The following is a 21,463-nucleotide window of genomic DNA, read 5'->3' as shown; positions in this document are numbered from 1 at the left end:
TCACTTAAATCTTAGGACATTCTCGCCTATGAAATCTCAACAACTATTCCTTGCTATAGGATTTGCTATTATTACTACTTCAATTTATCAAGTAATTTCAGTCTGGAACACGTCGATTACCTCCAATATTCCAGTGCTGTTTTTCAATGTTTTTTTACTGGCACATTTTGCTTTAGCTTTCAAACATGTTTTGGCATCACAGAAACTTTCCTATTTCTATGTAGGAGGGTTATTTGCAGCTGCGGGTATCAATGTATTTATGCTCAAAATGGAAGAAGCATCCTTGATTTCACAAGTTTTACTTACTGTTACAACCGTTTCATTGAATTACGTGAAAGCTAGTATTGACGAGCAAAATTGGGAGGAAGATAATTATGTTTCACTCGATAAGAGAGAATTAGTGGAATTGTAGATCATCGTTTGAAGCAAGCAATTCAGCTTTACAAAAATCCTTGATAATTATTCGTGTGATAATATTTACGCCGAAACATTATCAGGGATTTTTTATTAAATCGTAAAATATTAAGTCAAAATCTATTGGTTTTTTAATCACAACTTATTAATTTAGAACTAGTTCACCTTTCATTCTTTTTAAAACAGTTATATGAAAAAGTTCTTAATCCCTCTCCTGATTTTATCAATAGTGAGTTTGATACTTTTTTGTCATTTCTTCGTTGGTATTTACCCAACACTCGACCAATTCCAGCTATTTTATGGAAGTATTATTACGGTCACAGGTATTTATCATCTGTATAACCTCCGAACAATTCTCAAGTCAATAAACTCCTTTAGTGATTTTAATTGGGATTATTTTTCATACAGCTTATCTATCAGCATTTTTCAAATCGTCTGTAGCTATTCTGTATCAATCTGGTCTTTATTGGGGTTATTTTCTTTAAGTGCTGCCTACCGACTATGGAAAGTAGGCAAAAAAACACTATCATAACATTTTATTCCACTCAAATTATTTCACCTAAACTATCACTTATCATGAACCTTCACAAATGGATACTAGTAACTGGCATACCTATCATTGTCAACGTTTGTTTTGCACAATACAAAACACTTCATTTTCCTTTTGACCAAAGCTCTATTTTACCCCTTTTCTTGATACTTATCAACCTTGTACTTTTTTACTTTTTGAGTAAATACCTTAGAAATCCCGAAGGCAAAAACTCCCTTTTCCCCATAGAATATCTCTATGCTGGTTTATTGATCAATACAGGACTATTGTTCGATAACATGTCTTTAGTATTTGCCTTCATTACACTAGTCATTATCAATCTTAGAATGATAAGTTTAAAATTGGGAAAAGTATAAATATAAAACCCTTGGAACTGCTCAAGGCTTTTCCAAGGGTTTTCTTCAAGTACACCAATTTATTAAGCTAACATAACGGTCACTCTACAAATTAATTTTTTCCGTGTACTCATTCCCAAATCTATCAGTAGCTTTCACAACAATTGTTTTGGCCTGTGCAGAAGGTTGAGCAAAAAATAAATGATCTGTTAGCGTTGGATCAACGAATTTATGTTTTTTGGGTAAATCAGGGCCTGCAAAAAGCTCAATAGCTAAGGGGTCGAGTCCAATTTTTTGTTCCATTGCTCCTTTTGCTATTCCATCTTCCCACCATTCAACTTTCCATTTTTTATCCCAATTCCAAACATTGGCAATAATACTTTCTGGAAAATCCTTATTTGCTCCTTTCTGATACAATTTCAATTGATACGTGGCAGGTTTGCCTGTTCCTTTGTAATACCAAGAGATATTTCCACCATCAACCTGATACACGCCATATCCACTTGGTGAGCCATCCGTACAAATGGGACCTGTCCACCATGCACCGCAAACCGTTCCGTGGACGTGCTCGATGATATTGCCTTCCTCCCATTTTTCATTCACGTGGGTATGTCCCGACATAATATGTGCTTGGAATGGTTCTAGCATTTTGTACAATTGACGTCTATTGGCAACAGTTCCACCTAATTCTTCTTCTTTTAATTTATTGCGACGAGCATGACCCGTGTTAGTTGGAATATGCAGGCTCACTACAACTGTTGAACCTTTGGGTACAGAAGCCAAATCCTGTTCTAGCCAATGCAATTGATTTTCTGTGAGATACCCAACGTATTTCTTGGCAGTACCCATAAAAAACACATCATCCAGAACCACATAATGAACTTTGCCACGATTGAATGAATAGTAGGTTGGACCAAAAGTATTTTTAAAAGTTTTTGAAGAAAAATCGTCTGTTCTGGCATCCAAATCCATGTCATGGTTACCAATGACACTAAAAAATGGAATCTGAGCTTTTCCAAAAGCTGAAATATAATCATCCAATAATTCAAAATGATCCCAAACTAGGTCTCCACAACCGATACCATGAAAAAGAGTATCTTTTGGTGCTACTTTTACCAATTCAGCCAAATCTTCGCCCGACTTTTGAAGCTCCTCTGCATCCTTTTTAGAAATAATCTGAGGGTCAGCCCACACCACAAATTGGTGTTTGATATCGTCAACAGATAAAGGATTCATGGTAAAGTTTGCTTGAAAAGAACTTTTAGTCGTATCTATTTTTTGATAAAAACGAGCAACTCCTTTTTCATTCGGAAATTCATATCCTGATGGCACACTGATATATACAAACTCAGCTTGGGAATGTGCCTTGATTTGGTATTTACCATTATTATCGGTGCTAACCACTGTATAACCATCTGTCACTGATACCTGAGGAATACCTTTGCCGTTGGCAGAAACAGTACCTTTTATCGTGACAAATTCAGAGTTGGTAGACTGGTCATTTGCCAGCACAGAGGGTGTGCTTAGCACAGCCCCTCCTATTCCAAAATTCTTAAGAAAATTTCTTCTATTAAACATATATTTTGGTTGTTTTTGTAGCTAAATATTAATGCTGAATTGTGAATTAGTGGTGTAAGAAGGTTGAGTTTTATCTTTAAAATAAAATTGATGTAGCTGCAACCCTTGCGGTTGCAGCACTCAAAATGGCAACCGCAAGAGTTGCAGCTACACCCAAAAAACTATAAATAAGAACTTTATTGAACAAATAAAAACCTTTATAGAGCACTAATTCCAAGTGGCAATTTTTAAATATAAAATACTGATTATTAAAATTTTATACCCACAATTCATCACTCACAATTCAGCACTAACAATTACTTCCTTACTTCGTCCACCATGTTTTGGTATTGATATCATCTCCTCCCATTTGTGCTACTGCTTTGTTGTAATTAGCACGATTAAGTGATTGCGTCGATAAGGGATATTTCAGTCTCATAGGCATTTTTCCGTTGTTTTCAACACCTTTTCCAACTGGCAAAACAGGGTATCCTGTACGCTTATATTCAAACCATTGTTGCATATCATTGAAAAATAGAGCAATGTATTTTTGCGTCATGATTTGTTGGAGAGTTCCGTTATAGGCAACGCCCGAACGAGTCAAAAAATCCGTTGGTTGCGTTGCACCCCAATATTTCATAGAAGCAGAAATACCCTTCTCATAATGGTCTTTGGGGCTATCGGTGGTATATCCTTTGAACGCTGCCTCAGCCAACAAAAACTCTACCTCCGCATATTGCAAGATAGTACCTAAAATTAAAGAAGTTTTAAGGTTTTTGTTAAGTTTTGAAGAACTTATCGCGTTCATCGCTGGACCGTCGGCTATGGTGTAACCGCTTGGAATACCTGTGTATTTACCGCTGGCTTTGGTAGCCCAAATATCCAATCTTGGGTCAGACCAAGTGCTTAGTGTTTTGATAAAAAACTCAGAAACGGCATTTGCTCCGTTAAAATCATAATCACGGGCACTGGTAAAGGGATTTAGTAATGGGGTTACTTGGGTAAATTTCAAAGCAGCACTTTCGTCAGGACTCACCATTAATGGATATTTGTCGGGGTTTGCCAACATGGTTTTCAATTGAGCTTGGAAAGCTGGAGATTTGGCTTCACCACGCATTAATAGGCGTAAACGAAGCGAATTAGTAAATTTTTTCCAGCGCACTGTCCCAACAGTACTCTTGTCTGCTCCAAACAAGGCATCTTGTCCTAAAGTTAAGGTTTTACTTACGTCATAAAGCGCATTGGCAGTATCTAGCTTTGCTATCAAATCGGCATAGATGTCTTCTTGTTTATCAAAAGCGGGATTTACTACGTAATTTGGATAACCTTTCAATGCCTGTGAATAGGGAATATCGCCATAAATATCTGTCAAGTTCGCAAACAACCAAGCCTTTAAAGTAAGTCCGATAGCTAGGTAATTGGGCTGTGACATGGCTTTTGCCTTTTGAATCATATCCTCGATATTGGTCAATGACAAATAGTAATTGCTCCACATATAATCTGACTCACTCGGAAAAAGTACATATCGATGAAACACCGTATTGCCTTCGGTCAAAGAAACTGTCACTTGCATCAACTCATTATTGAGACGATGGCTTCGACTCAAACCAGTGTTAACTCCTTCCAAAATGGCAGTATTCATAAAACTGCCTGCTGTGGCGGATGATACCCCTTCTGGGTCGTGATTGAGTTCCTCCATGCCTTCTGTACAAGACGTCAGAGCTACGATAAGAAAAAGATATAAAAAGATAAGTTTTTTCATGTTATAAAAATTAGAAAGAAATAGTAAGGTTTGCTCCCATAGTACGCGTAGATGGGAATTGTCCAACTTCTAAACCTGGGGTGATCGTAGCATTATCGAGCGTAGATGTTTCGGGGTCAAAAGCAGGGAAAGTTGACCATACAAATAAATCACGACCATAAATTCCGATACTGGCAGTTCTTAAGAAAGTCTTACGAAGTATTTTTGCTGGAATCGTGTAAGCCAAACGAGCCTCGCGAAGTTTGACAAATGAAGCATCAAATGTATTAGCCTCCACATTGTCACGACCATACCATTTGTTGTAATACGTTACGATATTGGTCGCCTTGGTGGTATTTGGCACATATTGACCATCGGCATTGAGCGTTACACCTTGTCCAATGATGCCGTCATATCTACCTGCCAACGTGGCTGTATTTTTACCTTGTTCACCCAATATAGAATTTGTCAATGAGAAAATTCTACCACCTTGACGAATATCTAGCAAGACAGAGAGACTCCAGTTTTTGTATTTAAAATTATTAGAAATACTTCCCCTCCAATCAGGATTTGTATTACCTAGATTAACAAACTGGTCGGTAAGCACAGGATATCCATCTTTGTCAAATACAATTTGTCCTTCTGGCGAACGCTTAAAGCCTAGTCCGTAAATCGTTCCTAAAGGCTGACCTTCTCTCGCCTCCACAGTTACACGGCTACCAACATATTTTGCCAGTATTACACTTCCTGTTTCGTTGTTTAACTCCAATACTTTATTTCTATTCATCGACCAGTTTACGGTCACATCCCACGAAAAGCCTGCGTAATTTTTCACAGGATTGCCATTCAAGGTTAACTCGACACCATTGTTTACGACTTTACCCATGTTGATCAATGAAGAGCTATATCCTGAAGCATATTCCACTGGTGCATACAAGATTTGGTCAATGGTAGTTTGCTCATAAACGGTAGCGTCCAAACTCAAACGATTTTTGAAAAAACGCCATTCTGTTCCTGCCTCAAAGGAGTTATTTCTTTGGGGCTTTAAATTTGGATTGGCAATCACATTAGGACTTTCGAGTTCACCCGGGAAAGTGCCTGAGTTATAGATTTTTTCTAGATTATAGGTTCCTAAGCGAGCGTCATAGCCCACACTGGCGTAAGCACCACGGATTTTACCATAGCTTATCCAATTAGGCATATTAGTCATTTGAGATAAAACCAAACTCAAAGTGGCTGATGGATAAAAGAAAGAATTATTTTGTTTTGGTAAAGTACTACTCCAGTCATTACGACCTGTAACATCCAAAAAAGCAAAATCTTTGTAACCAAGGTTAACAAAACCATACAAACTGTTGATACGCTTTTCGGCACGGTCACTTTGGGTGAGTGGTAATTGTTCAGAATTTGCCAAATTATATACGCCTGGAATCACCAAGCGGTCAGCTAATTGATTGGTAAATTTTTGACTTTGTTTCAAAATATTTCCTCCAAAACTTGTAGTTACTTGCCAAGTTTTTTCAAGTGGCAATTTATATTTTAACAAAAAATCAGAGTTAGATTCGAGGTTAAATACATTTTGCTGACGGTACATACCCGCTTGAAATTTTTGGGTATTCTTAGGACGTTGTTGCGAACGAAATTCATAACCCATATCCAAACCAGTACGCACCGTTAAATCCAAGCCTTTCAAAATATTGTAGGTAGCCGACATAGTACCCGTTACATTATGACGACTCGATTTGTTCAGCATTTCATATACAATCAAATAAGGATTATCAATCAAAGAACTAAAAGGGTGATTTTGTTCCAAACCTTCTTTTCCTGGCAACCAGTAAGGCTGATACCAATCCAAATTAACATTCGGATTTTGGAACGCAATGAAGTACATAATCGACTGATTGTTGTAGCCCGTCGACGGAAGGTTATCGCTAAATTTATTGTAATAATTGACCTTCGCAGCAGTACTCAACTTCGCCGAAATCTGTGAATTATTTGAGAAACCTAAACTGATACGTTCATAGCCTGTGTTAGGCAAAATCCAGTTATTTTTCATTTGGGAAAGACTCAAACGAGTATTGCTTTTGTCTTTCACATTGGTAATCGAAATATTGTTTGACAGGGTTACACCTTGCTCAAAAAAGTTTTTGCGATTGTCTGTATAAGGTTTCCATGGTGTTCTTTCTGTAAAAGCTCCATTGGCATCACGCGGTGAGTCATATTGATAAAATGATTGACCATCAAATTTAGGTCCCCAAGCCGAACTTGTACTTTGCGTTCCTGCACCATCTGCCGTTGTACCATAGGAGTAATAATTCTGCCCTGCCGTTCCTTGCCCGTATTGGTATTGATAGTCTGGCCAACGATTTACTTGGTCAACACTTACATAAGAGTTAAAAGACACCCCAAGACCTTTTTTGTCTTTACTGGCGCTCTTGGTCGTGATAATAATCGCCCCATTGCCTGCACGAGAGCCGTACAAGGCTGATGCCGCAGGACCTTTTAGTACGTTGATAGACTCGATATTATTAGGGTCAATATCTGTTAGCGCACTTCCAAAATCAATTGGGGAATCGCCACCCAAATAGGCTCCATGTCCTACACCTTGAAAGGAAGTATTAATCGGTTCGCCATCGACCACGATTAAAGCACCAGGGGAATTGAAATCCAAAATACTTTCGCCACGCAATGTCACGCGACTGCTACCCATAGGTCCATCAGTCTTGGTCAAGTTCAACCCTGCGACTTTACCCGATAGTGCATTCATAAAGTTGTTAGATGGTGCATCCGTCACAGCTGAACCATCTAGTTTTTGGGTAGAGTATCCCAAGGCTTTCTCCTCTCTTTTGATACCTAAGGCTGTTACTACTACCTCATTGAGATATTTGTTATCCTCTGATAACTGAACATTGAGATGGTTTCTTCCTTTTATTGGAACCTCTTGTGAGGTAAATCCCACAAAGGAAAATAATAATACTGCGTCTTTTTCTGAGATGCTGATTTTGAAATTTCCATTCGCATCAGAAGTGGCACCTTTGCTGGTACCTTTTACCGATACGTTTACCCCTGGCAAAGCATCGCCTGTTTGAGCATCGGTGATTTTTCCACTTACCGAAGTATGGTCTTGCGACTTTGGGCTTGCTTTTAGGACGATTTGATTATTTCCAGAAAAACTAAAATCGATATTTCGGTTTGAAAAAATACTATTCAGTACTTGTTTCAAGTTTTGATTTTGGACCGAAAATGTGAGTTTATCTTTCTCCGAAATCAAACTTCCTGCATACACGAAACGTACACCTGTTTGTTTTTCGATTTGTGTTAAAACACTTTCTAGGCTCTGGTTTTGAGCCTGAACCGAAACTTTGTTATTCAATACTTCCTGTGCTTGGGATACTTGTGCATGACACATACCAAAGCCTAGCGCCAACGACAGTGTGGGCACTGAGATGATTCGCCTTATCATTAGCGAGAATCGATTTTTTTGCATAAGTTTGCTTAAGATAATAACCTATAAGGGCACCTTGTAAAAGGCGCTATGACGTGGGAATTGTTTGCAAGGTTAATGAAGCTCGACCCTTCATTGACCTTTTTTTATTTGTAAAATAGTCTAAAACTATATTTTGGACTCGTATTTATTGGCAAATTCCTGTGATAATAACCTCCTTTCCTTTGATTTGATATTGGATACCTAATGAAGATTGCATCAATTGTAGAACTTCTTCCAAGCTAGCATTTTCGAAAGAAGCAATCCATGTACAATCTAATAACCGAGGATTTTTGATTCGAAATGACACCTCATACATTCGTTCTAATTTCCTAAAAACCAAATCCATACGCTCACGTTTGAAGTAAATTTTTCGTTCCCTCCAACTGATTGACTCTCTGGCATCTTCCACATCTGACTGTTCCAAAACAGCTTTTCCATTTTGATATGTACATGTTTGATTTGGAAGAATTAAGCAATTACTAGTTCTATTATTTGCCATTTCTACAGCAACTTTCCCTGTCAATACCGTCACATTTGCTTGTATGTCTTGTGCATAATCATGCACATCGAAAGTGGTACCTTTCACCGTAGTGTTTAGGTGTTTTGAGCTCACTACAAAAGGCTGTTGAGGGTTGTGCGTTACCTCAAAATAAGCTTCCCCTTCTAAATATACGTGACGGGTTTGTCCCAGTAATTTTGTTGGAAATCGTAAACTTGAAGCACCATTCAGAAATACCTTTGTGCCATCTTCCAAAGTGACGGTAGCGTGTTCACCAGCCTTTGTTTTGATGGTCTGATAACTTAATTCATATTCGGGGACTGGTTGGTTGTATGTGACAATCCATTTCCAAGCTAAGAGAGAAATCAACAATAAACTCGCTGCCATTCCAGCACGAAGCCCCCATGAAGATGCCAAACGAATAATTGGGGCAACCTTTTTAGCAGAAACCTTCTGCCAAATTTCTTGTTGTGCTTTTGCTAAAGCCTCCTCGGTGTCGGAAGGTTGCAATGAACTATCCTCATAGAGCGATTGCGCCCATTGATCAAAAAGGGCTTTTCCTTCGGTGCTTTCTTGACCACTGAGGTATTCTCGTAAAATTCGCTCCTGCTCTTTGGAAATCATTCATGCAAAGGAAATGGGGATGTTTTCCTTTCCTTTCATGTATGTATTCGTGCAAGGTAAGTTTTGGTACTATGCTGAAATATGATTTTTTAAAAAAAAGTAGATAATAAAAGCCCAAGAGTTGCAAACTCTCTTAATCGAAAACGAACTACTTGTAGCGCTTTGGATAATTGATTTTTGACGGTTTGAGGGGAAATTTGAAGCTTTTGGGCAATCTGATCAACTGAGAGTTGCTCGAAACGACTAAGTTGAAAAACTTCTCTGCATTTTTCTGGCAAAACATCCACCGCTTGATGAATATGATTATTCAAATCATTGGTCAGGATGGTTTGCTGGGTCGAGAAATCAGACTCAGTGGAAGATTGAAGAATTTTCTGGACATAATCTTCTCGCACATATTGTTTTCGAATTTTATCCAATAGTTTATTTCTCACAATAGCAAACAAATAGGATTCCGAAAATACAGCAGCATCGATTTGTTCTTTTTGCATCCATAATTGCGCAAAAACATCTTGAATCAAATCTTGGGCATCCTCGGTATTGGGCGTGGTACGGCGTGCAAAGACATAGAGCTTTCGCCAGTACTTTTGATAAAGTACCTCAAATGCGTCGGAATCGCCCGCTTGCCATGCTTCAATTAAAGCAATATCATTTTGAAATTTAGTGTTTGTCATAACGCAAAACCAATTTTGCCACAAAGGTAAATCTTGATTTTTGCTAAGTCTCGACTAGTACATTATGCTTTTATTATGGTATTGTTAGGTATATTTTATTGTAAAGCCTTTTACTAGGTTAACGACAATAATTAAACCTTTTCAATCATTGAAAATCTAAAAGGTCCAACTCTAAGCACAACATACTATGACTTTTTCAAGTAAACAAATTAAAGGAGGATTGGAGGAATATAAAGGTGAATGGAGTACGCCACAGATTACTCACTTGCTCAAGCGGGTAATGTTTGGCGCCAAACCAGCCGATGTAAACTATTTCAAAACCAAAACTTTAAGTCAGTCCGTCGATGAATTATTAAAACCTCAATCGTTTCCTGAGCCTCCGCTCAACTATTACAATACGAGCGATTATACCGATCCAACAGGCATTGCACTTGGCGCCACTTGGGCATTTGCCGCTTACGGAGATGGCACGCTCAATAGTAAGAGGAGAAATAGCTACAAAGCTTGGTGGTTGCAACAAATGTTTTATCAAGGGCGAAGTATCCACGAGAAAATGATTTTGTTTTGGCACAATCATTTTTCTACCGAAGCAGATACCGTAAGTGACGCACGCTATTTGTACAAACATCACTCATTGTTACGAAAATTTGCTTTGGGTAATTTCAAGACCTTCGTTCGAGAAATGTCCATCGACCCTGCCATGTTGGTGTATTTAAATGGAAATAAAAATACCAAAACAGCGCCAGACGAAAACTACGGGCGAGAGCTACAAGAGCTTTTTACAATGGGAAAAGGCTCCGACTCAAAGTACACAGAAGACGACGTAAAAGCAGCAGCTAGAGTATTGACAGGCTATGTCGTAAGTGCTCTGACCATCGATTATAGCTTTACGCCAAGCAGGCACGATACCAGTGACAAAACCTTTTCATCGTATTATAACAACACGGTCATAAAAGGAAAATCAGGTACAGATGGTATGTTAGAACTGGATGAATTAGTCAATATGCTATTTCAGAAAGAAGAGTTGAGCAAGTTTATTTGTCGGAAAATTTATCAGTTCTTTGTGCATTATGATTTGAATGAAACCGTCGAAAAAAACGTCATCACGCCGCTCGCCGAAATTTTCAGAAAAAACAATTTTGAGATTACCCCAGTCCTTTCTACCCTCTTTAAAAGTCAATTTTTTTATGATGCACAGCTTTATGGAGCTGTTATCAAATCTCCCCTAGATTTAGTTATAGGAAACCTTCGTGAATTTGATGTGATATTCCCAAATCCGAAAACGGAATTTGTGGATGTCTACACGTTTTTTGTGGAAGTCGTTCGACAAGGTACGATTATGCAACAAAGTATTGGAGACCCTCCCAACGTAGCTGGATGGGCGGCTTATTATCAGCAACCGATATTTTACGAAGCATGGATTACGGCAGATACTTATCCCAAAAGAGTGCAATATACCGACACCATAGTTACTAATGGAATCACTCGTAATGGAAAAAGAATACAGATTGATGTCATTGCTTTTGCCAAGAATTTACCCAAACCCAACGATCCCAATTTGTTGATTACCGATTCCATTGCCTTGTTATACAAAGTGCCCGTTTCAGCAGAAAGAATTGAACAACTCAAAAGAGACATACTGCTTTCGGGGCAGTCGAGCGACTACTATTGGACCGAAATCTGGGATACCATGCTGGTAAGACCGCAAGATACCATGACACTCGTCAAGAGCAAATTACAATCACTTTACCAGTACTTATTGTCATTGCCAGAGTACCAACTAACTTAGTTATGAGTGATGAATTGTGAGTTGTGAATTAGTAGTGTTCTAAGGATTTCTAACTATTTCAGATTTGGGATTTCTGATTTCGGAAATATAGAAGCTTATTCTTCCGAAATCCAACATCCGAAATAAACAGTTTTTATAATCCTTCGTACACTAGGTGAATTGTAAGTGAAATATTTTACTCTAATTCATTTTGCACAATAAGTTGATTTCGGTATTTCTTCTATCTAAAATCTCTTTTTATGAAACGTAGAGAGTTTGTCCAGCAGTCTATATCAGGATTCTTAATGCCTGCATTACTCAGTGGTTTTTCGGTGAAAGCCTTGGGTAATGTTGCCAAAAATCAAAGTGGTGACGAAAACACGCTTGTGGTTATCCAACTGAATGGAGGTAACGACGGTTTAAATACCGTTATCCCTATCGATAAGTATGGGCTTTACAAAAATGCTCGCTCAAACATCGCCATTCCAGAGACATCCCTATTGAAGATTTCTCAAAATGATAATATAGGTCTGCACCCTTCTATGGCAGGAGGCTTGCATAACCTATTTATGGAAGGCAAAGCCAACGTAATACAAAGCGTAGGGTACCCCAATCCCAACTTTTCCCATTTCAGGGCAACAGATATTTGGAATTCGGCCTCAGATGCCAATCAGTATGTGTATAATGGTTGGCTTGGAAGATATTTGGCTTTACAACACCCTGCCTATCCCAACAACTATCCTAATGCTCAATTCCCCGACCCTTTGGCAATACAAATTGGCTCTACGGTGAGTACTGCTTTGCAAGGTCCTGTTTCCTCTATGGGAATGGCTATTACCAACCCTAGCAGTTTCTACAATTTGGTACAAAATAAGGTAGAAGATGCCCCAGATACTTTAGCAGGGAAAGAATTGAAGTTTTTGAGAGAAGTAGCCAATCAGACAAATTTATATGCCAGTTCTATTAGAGGAGCGGCAGGCAAAGCTAAAAATTTGGTTACCTACCCGAATACCAATTTGGCAGGACAATTAAAAATCGTGGCAAACCTTATTGGAGGAGGACTCAAAACGAAGGTGTATTTTGTCAATCTGGGAGGCTTTGATACGCACAGTAATCAGGTAAATACGACCGATACCACCACAGGAACGCATGCCAATCTTTGGAAACAAATCTCGGATGCCATCAAGGCCTTTACCGATGATTTGAAAGCAATGGGCGTATCCAAAAGAGTCGTAGGAATGACCTATTCAGAATTTGGACGTAGGATCAAATCTAATGCCAGTGGCGGAACCGACCACGGAGCCGCCGCCCCTTTGTTTATGTTTGGGGATATGGTCAATCCCATTGTATTGGGTACAACGCCAGATATTGCAGCTTCAGTTCAAACAGGTGACAATGTACTCATGCAATATGATTTTCGTTCGGTATATAGTTCTATTCTTGAACAGTTTTTATGTATGAATGCCAGTTGGAAGGACGATGTGTTGTTTAAAGATACCTTTCAATCTTTACCACTCATTCGGCCGCAAGCTTGTGGACTTACTCCTGTTGTGGATTTAGATTCTACAGGAGAATACATCTACAATTACCCCAATCCTTTCCAACAAAGTACGATTTTGGTATATACTTCAAGAGGCGGTCATAACCTGGTTCAAATTTTTGATAACGTAGGAAGGCTAATGGACACCCCAGTGGATGGGCTATATCCTGAAGGTACTTATGATATGCCTGTAGATACTTCAAAATGGAAAAATGGCGTCTATTATGCTCGTTTTCAAAATGACTCGTACCAGCAGATTAGGAAATTGATGAAGCATGGGTAAATGATATAAAAATGAGTAATTCCTAATTTAGCGATTGAGTGATTATATGAAAATTTGCATTCTAGCAATAGAGACGCAATGACTGCGTCTTAAGCTAAGTCATATCTAAGATAGTAGCATCAAAAAGCGGTCGAAAAATATTTTCCGACCGCTTTTTTGATAAAACTTGGAGAATAATCCCAATCCTAAAAATTTGGGATGACTCATGTTTCAATTAGTATACCTTTTTAAAACATCAAAGGATTACACAAAATATTAAAATGGGAATCTCCCTCTTACACAAATTATATATCGTATTGGTCTGTCATTAGGGTTTTTGGGGTTAGGTATATTAGGAAGTTTTGGTAAAGCAAAATTATCCGTCATGTTACCTCCAAATATTGGACCTAATAGAGCAAATAAACCAGACTCTTGTCTAGTTTTGAGTAATCTTCCGTCGCAAAATGCCCAATTGTATATTCAAGCAATATTTGGGCGAAATCCCCACCTCTCTTCAATTTTTAAACCCTCCACTAATTCAATGATGGTTGTACCTTTCTGAGGGAAAAATAATTCTTCATCTGGCTCGTGGGGGTTTCTATTGATACCCATTTTTACGTATGCTGGGATCATTTTGATTAGCAACATTAACGTATTTATCACTTCCAAATCATTGCCTTCAACTTCAAATCCAGACAGTTCATTGTTGTACTCAATACGGTAATTTTCAAAATTGATTTCTGTAAAATATCTCCCTGTCACTACTTCCCCCTTTTCCAACTTAGCTTTTTGCTCAAGAAAAGAAAATATTTGAACAGCATCCTTTTTTGATACATGTTCACCCATGTGCCAAGTAAAAAACTTTAATTGTTTCATCTTTATTTGGTTATTACCCTACTTAATGATTGAAGTTTTAAGACCTAAATTTATTGTAATTTGCGTTTTAGAACTCTATCTCAACCGACTAATATACCAAGATTATTTGGTTTGTTACTGAGACAAAACTCATCAGTAAGAATATTAGAATAATGGACTAATATTGAATTTCAAATAGTCATACCACTAGTACCACCCAACATTTATAAAAACCTAACACAATTATTATCAACGATTTGCATCGTCGTGATAACAATTTCTTGTAAAGACGATAATCTACAATCCACCTCAACAATTATTTCGGGCAAAATACTTTTCGAAGATATATAATATATAGTACACCTGTTCTCGGTATAAATATTTATCATTCAGGTCAAAAAATCAATTTTAGCAAAATCAAAACCCTATTTTTCACAACAGTTGATCTAAATGAAAAAGGAGAATATTCAATTTCTCAATTGATTCAGAGTGGGTCATATGAGGTTAGCTCAATGCTAATTTTAGCGAGAATGGAAAAGCCCCAAAATCAAATAGTGTCTATGGGTAGAAATAGCAAAAATCGACTATTACGAGTAGCAAGAATATCAATTCTTATCTTCTATATTTTAAAAGCTCCTGATTTATTTCCTTTGGAAGCTTTGAGGTAATATACACCATTTGAGAAGCTTTGTAGGCTGATTTGATTTTTACCTGAGTGGAGTTCAGCATCAAACACCGACTGTCCCAACATATCAAAAATTTCAGCTTTGACGTTTAGCTCATCACTTGTGATGGTGATATAATCGCTGGCAGGGTTTGGTTCTAATCTACCTTAGCTAGGTTTTTTATTTTAAAATAAATTATACAGCTAAAATCAACATTAAATTTATTTTTTAGCTTATTTTTGTATTCAAATAGATTCGTTTGAATAATTTTTGTAGCTAAAAATGGAAAGAGCAATTGTACACATGGACCTTGACTGTTTTTTTGTATCTGTAGAAAGACTAAGAAATAGTCAACTAAATGATAAACCTGTTATCGTAGGTGGTATGTCCGACCGTGGTGTTGTATCAGCCTGTAGTTATGAAGCCCGACGCTTTGGTATACATTCGGCTATGCCTATGCGTATGGCCCGACATCTTTGTCCCGAAGCCATTATTGTAAGAGGTGATTATGAATCTTACTCGCAATATTCAGACATGGTTACTGAGGTTATTGTGAGCAACGCACCACTTGTTGAAAAAGCATCGGTCGATGAGTTTTATCTTGATATGACTGGTATGGAAAAATTCTTTGGAACTTTTTCCTATGCTCAAAAGCTCCGAAAAACGATTATTAAAGAAACTGGATTGAGTATTTCTTTTGGGTTGTCGACGAGCAAAACGGTTTCTAAAGTGATAACCAATGAGGTAAAACCTGCCAACTTTGACATTGTACATATAGGTGCAGAAAAAGGATACTTAGCTCCCTTAAATATCCATAAACTTCCGATGATTGGCGAAGTAACGGCTCAAACATTGCGAAATATGGGTATTTCTAAAGTAGGAACTTTAGGTGAAATGCCCTTTAAAGTCCTCGAACGTACTTTCGGGAAAATGGGAAAAGTTCTTTGGGAAAAAGCTAATGGAATAGATTTGACTCCCGTAATTCCCTATTCCGAGCCTAAAAGTATGTCCAAAGAAGTAACTTTTCAGCAAGATACGACTGATATAGTTTACCTTCGGTCGGTCATGATACGGCTTACCGAACAATTAAGTTATGAGCTGCGTCAAGATGGATATTGTACCGCTTGTGTTACAGTAAAACTGAGGTATTCAAACTTTGATACTCATAGCAAACAAGTTGTAGTTGCAAGTACTTCTGCAGACCATATTCTGATACCTTTGATATTACAACTTTTCGAACAATTATATGAAAAACGTCTATTGATAAGACTTGTTGGTGTGCGTTTTACCAAATTGGTTCGGGGCGTCCAGCAACTCAGTTTGTTTGATCAAAGTGCCAAAATAGCACCGCTATATACCGCTATGGACAATATTCGTAGTCGTTATGGAATAAAAGCTGTTGGAAGAGCCATGGGGCAGTCGCCCAAACGTGAATGATTTGATAAACTTTTCCGTACATTTATTCCTGAATATTTATCAACTTTCATTTTACAAACCATGAAATTTATCGACTTAAGTCATACTATCGAAGACGGAACTGTTACTTACAAAGGACTTCCAGCACCCAAAATCTGTGATTTTTGGACTCGAGAAGAATCTAAAAATTGGTACGACGAAGACACTTCATTCCAAATTGGCAAAATTGAAATGGTTGCCAATACAGGGACTTACATTGATACCCCATTTCACAGATATGAGGATGGTAAGGATTTATCTGACATTTTAATTGAAAAAACTGCTCTCCTCGCCGCTGTCGTCGTCAGAGTTCCATATCAAAAGTGTAAGGCTATTGATGTCGATATATTCAAACAATATGACATCTATAACAAGGCGGTGTTGGTACACACAGGCTGGGATGAACTTTGGGAAAAGGATGCATATTATTCAGAGAACCCCTTTTTAACCGCAGAAGCAGCCCAATATTTGGTAGATCAAAAAGTGATTTTGGTTGGGATAGACTCATACAACATTGATGATGTTTCTGGAAAAACTAGACCCGTTCATACTATTTTACTCAAAAACGAAATTTTGATTGTGGAGCATTTGTGTAACCTCCACCAAATTCCTGATGGAGTAGCGATTCAATTTTGTGCAACGCCACCTAAAGTGAAAGGAATGGGAACATTTCCAGTTAGAGCCTATGTGGTTGTGGAATAAGTTACCTGCATTAGGCTATACGCTTTAGGCTGTAAGCCGTAGGCATTAGGCAGTGGGCTTTGGGAAAAGCATGGCTTGAGTTATGAAAAACATGTTAAAACTCTTTGCCTTGTGCCTGTTGCCTTTGAGCTTTCAGGTATCGGCTTTCGGCAGTGGGCTTTGAGAAAAAGCATGGCTTTGGTTATGAAAAACATGTTAAAACTCTTTGCCTTGTGCCTGTTGCCTTTGAGCTTTCAGGTATCGGCTTTCGGCAGTGGGCTTTGAGAAAAAGCATGGCTTTGGTTATGAAAGACATGTTAAAACTCTTTGCCTTGTGCCTGTTGCATTTGAGCTTTCAGGTATCGGCTTTCGGCAGTGGGCTTTGGGAAAAAGCATGGCTTGAGTTATTAAAACATGTTAAAACTCTTTGCCTTGTGCCTGTTGCCTAGTGCCTAAACTCATAACTTAAATCTTATTTTGCACGATTACATATTAGTTTTTGAGAAAAATAGACTATGTTAAATCTTATAAAAAATCCTAAGACTGTAACCCCAGTCGTGGTTTTTGCGCAATTTTCAGGAACTTCTCTGTGGTTTGCTGTCAATGCTATCTTAAAGGATATTCAACCCTTGTTTCCGCCCAATAATCATTTTTTAGGTAACATGACTTCGGCAGTGCAATTGGGTTTTGTTTGTGGAACCTTATGTTATGCCATTTTAGCCATTAGCGATAGGTTTTCGCCCAAATGGGTATTTGTTATCTCTGCTCTTTTGGGCGCTTTGCTCAACCTCCTTACACTTCAGAGCATGGGAAATACGACTTTGTTACTCAGCATAAGATTTGGCGTAGGTTTTTTTCTGGCAGGTGTATATCCCGTTGGTATGAAAATCATGAGCGATTGGCATCAGAAAGGATTAGGAAAAGCCTTAGGGTATTTGGTGGGAGCACTGGTATTGGGCACGTCCTTTGGTCACTTTTTAGCCGCAATACAGTGGCATTTTAATTGGCAAGCTATCATTATAGCTGCATCTATCTTGTCATCAAGCGGTGCATTATTAATGGCCATAGGCATAACAGATGGTCCCTATCGTCAAAAAATAGGGACATTTAGTCCAAAGGCAATATTAGAAGCATTTGCCAACCCCAATTTCAAACAATATGCTTGGGGTTATTTTGGACACATGTTCGAGCTCTATACTTTTTGGGCTTTCGTACCAGTCATTTTACAGCATTATCAAAGCCTCCACCATGAATCATTTTCTATCTCAGCATGGTCTTTTGGCATAATTGGCATGGGGATTTTGGGCTGTATATGCACAGCCGAACTCTCCCAACAACGTTTCACAAGTCGTCAGTTAGCTTATTTTTTCTTGATTGTTTCTGGATTTTGTTGTTTACTAAGCCCATTTATATGGCAGTTACCTTTTGAGGCATTTATAGGCTTATTACTAATTTGGGGATTTAGTGTAGTAGCAGACTCACCTCAATTCTCTACACTTATTTCACAAAATGCACAACCTGCATATCGTGCTTCAGCTATAACGATTGTCAATAGCATTGGCTTTGCTATCACAGTTTTAAGTATCATGTTTTTGCAAAATCTACAAGTTTTAATTGGTGTTGAATGGTTATTTTTCCCACTTTCATTCGGTATGGTCTTGGGATTAATTACCAAAAAACGAATACCTAACTATTAGCCTTAAAAGAATGTTCTGTTTTGAATCTGTTCTGAACAAATTTTATCAGCTCTCGTTCATTCGGTACAGATAGCTTATGATATATATTCCGTTTATGTGTATTGACTGTATGAACACTGATAAACAACTTTTCAGAAATTGAGCTGCTTGACTCACCTTGCATAACGTAAGCAATTACTTGAGCTTCACGTAGAGAAATACCATACTTACTAAAAAATGGTGTTTGATAATGATAGGTTTCGTTAAAGAGCTTTTGACTTGAATTTGTATTCAAAGCATTGATTTCGGATAGCAAATCATTTAAACCACTATTTAATTGAAAAACTTTGGTAACTACAGATGGAGTAGACATCCATTGGCTCACTCCTAACACAAAAGTAGCAAGATTAACATTTTGTATTGATAAGGCTTCAAGTAGGTTTGTCACTTGGTGGTGCGATTGTTGACAGTCAATCAACAGTATGTCTGGGGCAAAAGACTGAATACTTTGTGTAGATGCTTGTTCTAAAGAAAGTAAGTTGACAGATAAAATACTAGGGTTTGGCTCAAGAATAACTTTAAGGCCATCAGCCAATAACTGATGCTCATAAATGATCAGTAGATTCATATAATTAAGGATAATATTAGTGATAAAACTTTATTTTGAGTGATAAATACAAAGTAAAGCTTTGTTTAACAGTGGTGGTATTTGTTTTTATTTTACGGTGCAAAGTTATGATAATCGTTGATTTTCATACACTATTGCATGATTTTTTTAAAGCAAAATTTAAAAAATTAATCAGGAATAAGCTTGCTTAAAATAGGTTATATTTATATTAACAATCTTAATTCAAAAAAATCTTGGAAAAGTCTATTAATATGGAAAGACTAATAAACTACTTTTCTACCATTCCTTCGTCACATCGCTCAATAATTTTGGTGGGTGGTATTACTTTTTTCTGGCTGATTGAATCATCCTTACCACTATTCAAATTTTCCTATCATAAATGGCGCCATGCTGGTGTAAATATATTTTTTACGTTAACGACTATCATTGTCAATTTTTTCTTGGCATTTATTCTACTAAAATCTTCTGATTGGGCAGTTGCTCATCATTTTGGAATTATCAATTGGCTTCCTGTCATGCCTTTATGGATCTATGCTGTTTTAGGATTATTACTATTGGACTTGATTGGCGCTTGGTTTATCCATTGGCTTGAGCATAAAGTCAAGTGGATGTGGCGATTTCACATTATTCACCATAGCGATATGCAAGTAGATACTACCACTGCCAACCGTCATCATCCTGGAGAAAGTGTTTTTAGATTTGTCTTCACCACCATTGCTGTGGTCATTACTGGAGCACCAATGTGGGTTGTCATGATGTATCAGTCTATTTCGGTACTGTTATCACAATTCAACCACGCCAATATTACGCTTCCCCCTACTCTCAACAAAATATTGAGCTGGGTTATCGTTACGCCCGATATGCACCATGTACATCACCATTATGTGCAACCTTTTACGGATTCTAACTATGGAAATATCTTCTCTATTTGGGATCGTTTATTTGGTACATTTTCACATATTAATCCCAAAGAAATAGTTTATGGAGTGGATACTCAAATGAATGCTTCCAAAAATGAATCGATTTCTTCATTACTCAAAATGCCCTTCGAATGATTTAGCCGTAGTTTGAGGAAAATTTGAAGAGTTTGGGCTAATTTTGTAAAATCATCAACCCTAATTGCTCATGCTCCTTGACGATATTAGTCTTCAAACTCTTTCTTTTTTACTCATTTTTGCCTTTTCTGCTGGATTTGTCGATTCGATTGTTGGCGGTGGTGGTATGATTCAACTACCAGCTTTATTGATATTTTTACCACAATTTTCTATTCCAACTATTATTGGTACACACAAATTAGCTTCTGTGTCTGGTACTTTAGTGGCAGCTTCACAATATATCAAACAGGTAAAAGTTGATTGGAAGGTCATGTTACCTGCCGTAGCAATCACAGGGATATTTGCCCTAATGGGTGCTCGATTAGTCAGTTCACTTGACAAAGAAACCCTACGCCCCATTATTTTGGTGTTATTGGTATTGGTTTTAATATATACTTTGGTCAAAAAAGATTTAGGAACACATCATGCTCCCAAATATCATGGTAAGGTATTTTTCTGGGGAGTCATGCTCACTGGAGCTGTTTTGGGGTTTTATGATGGCTTTTTCGGACCAGGAATGGGTAGTTTTTTGATCTTTACTTTTGTATCAATTTTTTACTTAGATTTTTTACACGCCTCCGCTTATGCCAAAATCATGAATTGTGCATCGAATGTTCCTGCCATTATCTATTTTATGTCATCGGGAGATGTGTTGTACAAAGTAGCTATTCCATTGGCGATTGCCAACATTCTTGGATCAATAGTTGGCACTAAATTAGCGCTTAAAAAAGGGAGTGCTTTTGTAAGAATCTTCTTTGTGGTCGTTGTAATAGGTGTGATTTTACGCTTTGGCTATGATATATTCTTTAAGCATTGAGTAAGGTGGTGATTTAGTGAATTAGTGATTGTTTGAATTAATGCGGAACCACAAAGAAAAAATAAATAACTGAAAATCAAATAATTAAGTTACAATTAATAATGAGTAACAGAAAAGGGGACAAAAATATTTTTGTCCCCT

The 21,463-nt window shown here is 37.6% G+C and carries 19 protein-coding genes and 1 pseudogene; 11 read left to right on the top strand and 9 right to left on the bottom strand.

Annotation, left to right across the window (positions count from 1 at the left end; genetic code table 11):
- Nucleotides 1–28: 28 nt before the first annotated feature.
- The 3 genes from GVN22_RS05615 (at nucleotide 29) to GVN22_RS05605 (ending at nucleotide 1,320) form a co-directional block, all read left to right on the top strand.
- Complete coding sequence (locus GVN22_RS05615) at nucleotides 29–412, top strand: hypothetical protein (RefSeq protein ID WP_166550068.1); 384 nt, start codon at nucleotides 29–31, stop codon at nucleotides 410–412.
- 192 nt (nucleotides 413–604) lie between these two features.
- The gene (locus tag GVN22_RS05610) at nucleotides 605–946 is read left to right on the top strand and encodes a hypothetical protein (protein WP_166550067.1); all 342 of its coding nucleotides are present in this window, start codon (nucleotides 605–607) and stop codon (nucleotides 944–946) included.
- A gap of 44 nt (nucleotides 947–990) precedes the next feature.
- A complete protein-coding gene (locus GVN22_RS05605; RefSeq protein WP_166550066.1) occupies nucleotides 991–1,320 on the top strand; it encodes a hypothetical protein in 330 nt (109 codons plus the stop codon).
- 84 nt (nucleotides 1,321–1,404) lie between these two features.
- On the opposite strand, the gene GVN22_RS05600 is transcribed toward GVN22_RS05605, so the two are convergent.
- The 5 genes from GVN22_RS05600 to GVN22_RS05580 all read right to left on the bottom strand — a co-directional run bounded on the left by GVN22_RS05600 (nucleotide 1,405) and on the right by GVN22_RS05580 (nucleotide 9,881).
- Nucleotides 1,405–2,877, bottom strand: a complete 1,473-nt coding sequence (locus tag GVN22_RS05600; RefSeq protein WP_166550065.1) for a calcineurin-like phosphoesterase family protein — start codon at nucleotides 2,875–2,877, stop codon at nucleotides 1,405–1,407.
- A 304-nt stretch (nucleotides 2,878–3,181) separates the two neighbouring features.
- Nucleotides 3,182–4,618 (bottom strand): SusD/RagB family nutrient-binding outer membrane lipoprotein, encoded by a 1,437-nt coding sequence (locus GVN22_RS05595; RefSeq protein WP_166550064.1) that lies wholly within the window; start codon nucleotides 4,616–4,618, stop codon nucleotides 3,182–3,184.
- Nucleotides 4,619–4,628: 10 nt separating this feature from the next.
- Entirely contained in the window at nucleotides 4,629–8,084 is a 3,456-nt protein-coding gene (locus GVN22_RS05590; protein WP_166550063.1) for a SusC/RagA family TonB-linked outer membrane protein, read from the bottom strand.
- A gap of 145 nt (nucleotides 8,085–8,229) precedes the next feature.
- Nucleotides 8,230–9,207, bottom strand: coding sequence for a FecR family protein (locus tag GVN22_RS05585; protein ID WP_166550062.1), 978 nt, complete (start codon nucleotides 9,205–9,207; stop codon nucleotides 8,230–8,232).
- 89 nt (nucleotides 9,208–9,296) lie between these two features.
- On the bottom strand, nucleotides 9,297–9,881 hold the full coding sequence (locus GVN22_RS05580) for an RNA polymerase sigma factor (RefSeq protein ID WP_166550061.1): 585 nt from the start codon (nucleotides 9,879–9,881) through the stop codon (nucleotides 9,297–9,299).
- Between the two features lie 187 nt (nucleotides 9,882–10,068).
- On the opposite strand from GVN22_RS05580, the gene GVN22_RS05575 reads away from it, so the two are divergent.
- The gene (locus GVN22_RS05575; protein WP_166550060.1) at nucleotides 10,069–11,670 is read left to right on the top strand and encodes a DUF1800 family protein; all 1,602 of its coding nucleotides are present in this window, start codon (nucleotides 10,069–10,071) and stop codon (nucleotides 11,668–11,670) included.
- A gap of 239 nt (nucleotides 11,671–11,909) precedes the next feature.
- Nucleotides 11,910–13,472, top strand: a complete 1,563-nt coding sequence (locus GVN22_RS05570; RefSeq protein ID WP_166550059.1) for a DUF1501 domain-containing protein — start codon at nucleotides 11,910–11,912, stop codon at nucleotides 13,470–13,472.
- A gap of 255 nt (nucleotides 13,473–13,727) precedes the next feature.
- On the opposite strand, the gene GVN22_RS28380 is transcribed toward GVN22_RS05570, so the two are convergent.
- The 3 genes and pseudogenes from GVN22_RS28380 to GVN22_RS28375 form a co-directional block, all read right to left on the bottom strand.
- Nucleotides 13,728–13,931 (bottom strand): tail fiber protein, encoded by a 204-nt coding sequence (locus GVN22_RS28380; protein ID WP_166550235.1) that lies wholly within the window; start codon nucleotides 13,929–13,931, stop codon nucleotides 13,728–13,730.
- The gene (locus tag GVN22_RS05560; protein ID WP_166550058.1) at nucleotides 13,932–14,327 is read right to left on the bottom strand and encodes a hypothetical protein; all 396 of its coding nucleotides are present in this window, start codon (nucleotides 14,325–14,327) and stop codon (nucleotides 13,932–13,934) included.
- Between the two features lie 598 nt (nucleotides 14,328–14,925).
- Nucleotides 14,926–15,114: pseudogene (locus tag GVN22_RS28375) on the bottom strand (T9SS type A sorting domain-containing protein); the annotation flags it as partial.
- Nucleotides 15,115–15,253: 139 nt separating this feature from the next.
- On the opposite strand from GVN22_RS28375, the gene dinB reads away from it, so the two are divergent.
- From dinB to GVN22_RS05535, 4 genes are all read left to right on the top strand, one after another.
- Nucleotides 15,254–16,408, top strand: coding sequence for a DNA polymerase IV (dinB, locus tag GVN22_RS05550; RefSeq protein ID WP_166550057.1), 1,155 nt, complete (start codon nucleotides 15,254–15,256; stop codon nucleotides 16,406–16,408).
- A gap of 60 nt (nucleotides 16,409–16,468) precedes the next feature.
- A complete protein-coding gene (locus GVN22_RS05545) occupies nucleotides 16,469–17,128 on the top strand; it encodes a cyclase family protein (protein ID WP_166550056.1) in 660 nt (219 codons plus the stop codon).
- Between the two features lie 152 nt (nucleotides 17,129–17,280).
- Nucleotides 17,281–17,556, top strand: coding sequence for a hypothetical protein (locus GVN22_RS05540; RefSeq protein WP_166550055.1), 276 nt, complete (start codon nucleotides 17,281–17,283; stop codon nucleotides 17,554–17,556).
- Between the two features lie 66 nt (nucleotides 17,557–17,622).
- Entirely contained in the window at nucleotides 17,623–18,804 is a 1,182-nt protein-coding gene (locus GVN22_RS05535) for a nitrate/nitrite transporter (protein ID WP_166550054.1), read from the top strand.
- On the opposite strand, the gene GVN22_RS05530 is transcribed toward GVN22_RS05535, so the two are convergent.
- The gene (locus GVN22_RS05530) at nucleotides 18,794–19,411 is read right to left on the bottom strand and encodes a LuxR C-terminal-related transcriptional regulator (protein ID WP_166550053.1); all 618 of its coding nucleotides are present in this window, start codon (nucleotides 19,409–19,411) and stop codon (nucleotides 18,794–18,796) included. The two genes, GVN22_RS05535 and GVN22_RS05530, sit on opposite strands and share 11 nt — an antisense overlap.
- 251 nt (nucleotides 19,412–19,662) lie before the next feature.
- On the opposite strand from GVN22_RS05530, the gene GVN22_RS05525 reads away from it, so the two are divergent.
- Nucleotides 19,663–20,466 carry a sterol desaturase family protein gene (locus GVN22_RS05525; RefSeq protein ID WP_166550052.1) on the top strand — a complete coding sequence of 268 codons (804 nt, stop codon included), beginning with the start codon at nucleotides 19,663–19,665 and terminating at the stop codon, nucleotides 20,464–20,466.
- A 70-nt stretch (nucleotides 20,467–20,536) separates the two neighbouring features.
- Entirely contained in the window at nucleotides 20,537–21,322 is a 786-nt protein-coding gene (locus GVN22_RS05520; RefSeq protein WP_166550051.1) for a TSUP family transporter, read from the top strand.
- Nucleotides 21,323–21,463: the final 141 nt, after the last annotated feature.

Origin of the sequence: Cellulophaga sp. BC115SP (assembly GCF_009905545.1) — a bacterium.
Taxonomy (GTDB): Bacteria; Bacteroidota; Bacteroidia; order Cytophagales; family Spirosomataceae; genus Flectobacillus; species Flectobacillus rivi.
The sequence above is the reverse complement of the archived record's forward strand: the minus strand, read 5'-3'. Positions and strand labels throughout refer to the sequence as shown.

Coding starts and splice junctions, on each gene's coding strand:
- GVN22_RS05570 (WP_166550059.1), top strand. CDS start 11,910: ATGAAACGTAGAGAGTTTGTCCAGCAGTCTATATCAGGATTCTTAATG.
- GVN22_RS05575 (WP_166550060.1), top strand. CDS start 10,069: ATGACTTTTTCAAGTAAACAAATTAAAGGAGGATTGGAGGAATATAAA.
- GVN22_RS05560 (WP_166550058.1), bottom strand. CDS start 14,327: ATGAAACAATTAAAGTTTTTTACTTGGCACATGGGTGAACATGTATCA.
- GVN22_RS05590 (WP_166550063.1), bottom strand. CDS start 8,084: ATGCAAAAAAATCGATTCTCGCTAATGATAAGGCGAATCATCTCAGTG.
- GVN22_RS05530 (WP_166550053.1), bottom strand. CDS start 19,411: ATGAATCTACTGATCATTTATGAGCATCAGTTATTGGCTGATGGCCTT.
- GVN22_RS05595 (WP_166550064.1), bottom strand. CDS start 4,618: ATGAAAAAACTTATCTTTTTATATCTTTTTCTTATCGTAGCTCTGACG.
- GVN22_RS05600 (WP_166550065.1), bottom strand. CDS start 2,877: ATGTTTAATAGAAGAAATTTTCTTAAGAATTTTGGAATAGGAGGGGCT.
- GVN22_RS05585 (WP_166550062.1), bottom strand. CDS start 9,207: ATGATTTCCAAAGAGCAGGAGCGAATTTTACGAGAATACCTCAGTGGT.
- GVN22_RS05605 (WP_166550066.1), top strand. CDS start 991: ATGAACCTTCACAAATGGATACTAGTAACTGGCATACCTATCATTGTC.
- GVN22_RS05615 (WP_166550068.1), top strand. CDS start 29: ATGAAATCTCAACAACTATTCCTTGCTATAGGATTTGCTATTATTACT.
- GVN22_RS05520 (WP_166550051.1), top strand. CDS start 20,537: ATGCTCCTTGACGATATTAGTCTTCAAACTCTTTCTTTTTTACTCATT.
- GVN22_RS05525 (WP_166550052.1), top strand. CDS start 19,663: ATGGAAAGACTAATAAACTACTTTTCTACCATTCCTTCGTCACATCGC.
- GVN22_RS05545 (WP_166550056.1), top strand. CDS start 16,469: ATGAAATTTATCGACTTAAGTCATACTATCGAAGACGGAACTGTTACT.
- dinB (WP_166550057.1), top strand. CDS start 15,254: ATGGAAAGAGCAATTGTACACATGGACCTTGACTGTTTTTTTGTATCT.
- GVN22_RS05610 (WP_166550067.1), top strand. CDS start 605: ATGAAAAAGTTCTTAATCCCTCTCCTGATTTTATCAATAGTGAGTTTG.
- GVN22_RS05580 (WP_166550061.1), bottom strand. CDS start 9,881: ATGACAAACACTAAATTTCAAAATGATATTGCTTTAATTGAAGCATGG.
- GVN22_RS05535 (WP_166550054.1), top strand. CDS start 17,623: ATGTTAAATCTTATAAAAAATCCTAAGACTGTAACCCCAGTCGTGGTT.